The 3,169-nt window shown below is 41.2% G+C and carries 3 protein-coding genes; all 3 read right to left on the reverse strand.

Translation table 11 applies throughout. The features are described 5' to 3' along the window. Positions 1-133 precede the first annotated feature (133 nt). Complete coding sequence (locus tag RAO94_02985; protein MDP8321299.1) at positions 134-1,693, reverse strand: hypothetical protein; 1,560 nt, start codon at positions 1,691-1,693, stop codon at positions 134-136. Beyond that, positions 1,690-2,667 carry an NAD(P)-dependent oxidoreductase gene (locus RAO94_02990; protein ID MDP8321300.1) on the reverse strand — a complete coding sequence of 326 codons (978 nt, stop codon included), beginning with the start codon at positions 2,665-2,667 and terminating at the stop codon, positions 1,690-1,692. The genes RAO94_02985 and RAO94_02990 overlap by 4 nt, the downstream gene beginning before the upstream one ends. A gap of 246 nt (positions 2,668-2,913) precedes the next feature. Then, a partial coding sequence (locus RAO94_02995; GenBank protein MDP8321301.1) for a hypothetical protein occupies positions 2,914-3,169 on the reverse strand: 256 nt, incomplete at its 5' end.

The raw sequence follows: 3,169 nt of genomic DNA on the forward strand, positions 1-3,169 counted from the left end.
CGGGAAAACCGCATGCACGGTTTGACGAGGGGGACAGGTGGATAGAATAATTGAAGCCTGTCTCTACTCTACTGGCTAAATTTCTACATTACATTCCTCTTCACACCGTTCACTGTTCACCGTTCACTGTTCACTAATTAATAAAATACCAGTACATATTGAAAATATAATGTAAACCAGCCACCTGACTTCCAAGCAGATAAAAATTATTCGTGACATTGATCATTTCAGCCCTGAACTCAAAATTCCTACTTATCTTGATCCCCAGAAGCAGATCAATATTATGGGCAGCAGGAATAAAATCTTCCTCATCATCATAATATTCAGTGTAATACCTGCTGTTGATCATGAATCTCACCCTGTTATTATAAGGCAGGTTATAGATAAATTCCAGCTCATTTTGAGTTTGAAATTCCGGATTCAGAAAATAGAAAGACCAGTTCCGATAGACCAGGTTGAAGTTTTTATAGGGGATATTACAATTTATATATGATTCCATGTACCAGTCGTTATAAAGCCCGTCATCCTGATTTCCATACACGATATCAGCGATAATATTATCATTATGCCAGGCAATTCCAGCCCCATACCGCGTTTCTATTCCCGGAGTGGAATACAGCAAAGTATCGCTAAATGCCCGGTCCATGGCTTTCCCGATAAATCCCGCCCCCTTATATAGATCAGTATATAAAGAAGCTTCATAAAAATAATTATCCCTGTCGATCAGATCAATTGCCGCAGTATAATCAGTAAATTGCCAATTGCCCGAAGCATTTCCACTCAAGGATAGCCAACTGGAATCGGCATTAGAATTCTCCTTAAGATATTCCAGGCTCAGATCATAATCCAGCGCAGGTAGTTTCCCGGTTTTTCGCAGCATAAAGCTCATCTGCCGTTTATCTCTTCCTGCTGTAGTGCCTGATTCATATCTGAACCCCAGATCGAGGATATCAGTATTAAATAAAAGCATCTCTTCTGATATCTCACGTGTAATCAGTTCCTCATCACCGGCATAAGGAAAAAGGTCACTGCTGGATTCCTCGCTATAGGCAGTATGAATATATTCCAGTGTGCCGGCTGGGAATTTATTATACAAATGCAGCCTGATATTGGCAGCAGTATCATAATCACCAAACCAGTAGCCATTGATCCCCGTGATATTCAGGCAGATGCCCAGACTATCCTGTCCCAGCAGTTTACCCTTACGCATGGTAAAATTACCCTGCATATTGCGATAATCACCCATTCCTGCCTCCGCATCAGTGAGAGTTACAGGAAGGTAATAATGATCATTTTCCAGATCAATACTGTGCCCCTGGTTTTCCAGAACATAGAAAGCTCTATTGCTCTGAATATGCCTCATATCCCGTTCCTGGGCAGAATATATCCTAAATCCATTTCTTCTGACACTTAAGTAGGGCTTGCTTAATGAGATATAATGCTTATTTTCAGTCAAATACCACCAGGGAAACCAGTCCCTTTTTAATTGCTGCTGATCTTCATCAATAAAGCTGTTTATCTCATTCCTCAGTTCCACAGGATCATAGGTGATGGTATCTGCCGGTGCTTGCTCTTCCATTGCTTCAGCTATCAGTATTGAGTCCTGTGCAGTAACTGCCTGCAGGCTGTCAGGTGCCTGGGAATATAGTAACCCCATTGAAAGACTGATTATGATCAAGTAAAATATCTTCATTTGAGCAGGTTCCTTTCTCTATACCATTTGATGGTGGTCTGCATTTGTCTGGCGATGGTAGATGAAGGTTGCCAGCCCAGCAATTCATTTGCCTTATGAGTATCAGCCAGCCAGTAGCGTTGCTGCATTTCGCGGAATTTTTCCCGGTTCAGGGCAGGATAACTTTTATTTTTGAGAGCTATCAGTTCATTTATGAAAGCAGCCATATAAAGTATCGGCAGAGGTATCCTCAGTTCAAATATCTTCTTATTTAAGGCTTCGGCTATGATATAAGCAAATCCTGCCATGCTGATGATCTCATTCCCTGCTGCAAAAAAACATTCATTAACTGCTGCTGGATTCCCAATTGATTTTTCTATCAGATCGCAAAGATCATCCACATAAATAAAATTAAGATATTTATCAGTCATACCCGTAAGCGGAGCAATACCAGTATTCACTATTTTATAATATTCCAGAAAGTCCTTTTCTCCTGGCCCAAACACACTTACTGGTCGGATGATAGTCCAGGAATGAGCGCATTTATCTTCTATAATTATTTCTGCAACCCGTTTGCTTTTGCCATACATGGTTATTGGCTGGCAGTATTCAGATTCCTTTTTACCAATAGCAGATATTGCCGGTCCCGCTGCTGCCTGTGAACTCAAAAAGATGAATTGCTCAAAACCCTTAATGTCATTAGTAAGCTCCACCAGTTGTTCCACCAGGTCAATATTGGTTTTCTGAAAGTCTTCCCATTTACGGGTTTTTGTAAGTGCTGCTGCATGGATAAGTATCTCACGATCAGCGAGTGCTTCTTTCAGAGAATCCAGCTCATAATAATCCACATACCGGATCTCAGCATCTCCATTCAGCAGACTGATATCACTACCGTGCCGCACCAGGCAGACGACGTCAAATTCCTTTTCCTTAAGCAGATTACTCAATCTGCTCCCAATAAATCCATTCGCTCCCGTAACTGCTATTTTTTTCATAAGCGGATAATTTACAGATGACCATTAATTGGTCAATAAATTCTCATCGTGACTGGTGACTTGTGACTGGAAATTCGGGAGACGGGGAGACGAGAAAAATTGAGGGTGCGACTACATGACTGATAGACTGCTCGACTGAAATACTACACGACGTAAAGACTGCACAAATAATAAACTCTTCTCTTATTCAGTGTCTTTCAGGGCCTTCAGTGGTTAAAACTCTTACATTACATTTAATTTTACATTTTACATTTTCAATTTCCCCCTCCGTGTTCTCTGTGCTTTCTGGTGCGTCACGAAGTGGTGTGCCTCTAACTGGTGAAAGTCCAGCCCGGTTAATTTTCTGTTCAGCCGGAAGTGAAAAAGATGGTTATTTCCAGTAATGGAATAGTCAAAGCTCTTTGAATCGGTAAGTAAGCCGTAGCGAAAGCGAACGGGTTTAGCTTCGTTAAACCTTGCAGTCGGTGAGTCTGTCAGATAAGATGAAACCTGTAATCTGGTA

The organism is Candidatus Stygibacter australis (genome assembly GCA_030765845.1).
In the GTDB taxonomy this organism is placed as follows: Bacteria; Cloacimonadota; Cloacimonadia; order Cloacimonadales; family TCS61; genus Stygibacter; species Stygibacter australis.

What these genes read in the sequence shown, in the direction of transcription:
- RAO94_02985 (MDP8321299.1), bottom strand. Translation starts at nt 1,693, where the DNA reads ATGAAGATATTTTACTTGATCATAATCAGTCTTTCAATGGGGTTACTA.
- RAO94_02990 (MDP8321300.1), bottom strand. Translation starts at nt 2,667, where the DNA reads ATGAAAAAAATAGCAGTTACGGGAGCGAATGGATTTATTGGGAGCAGA.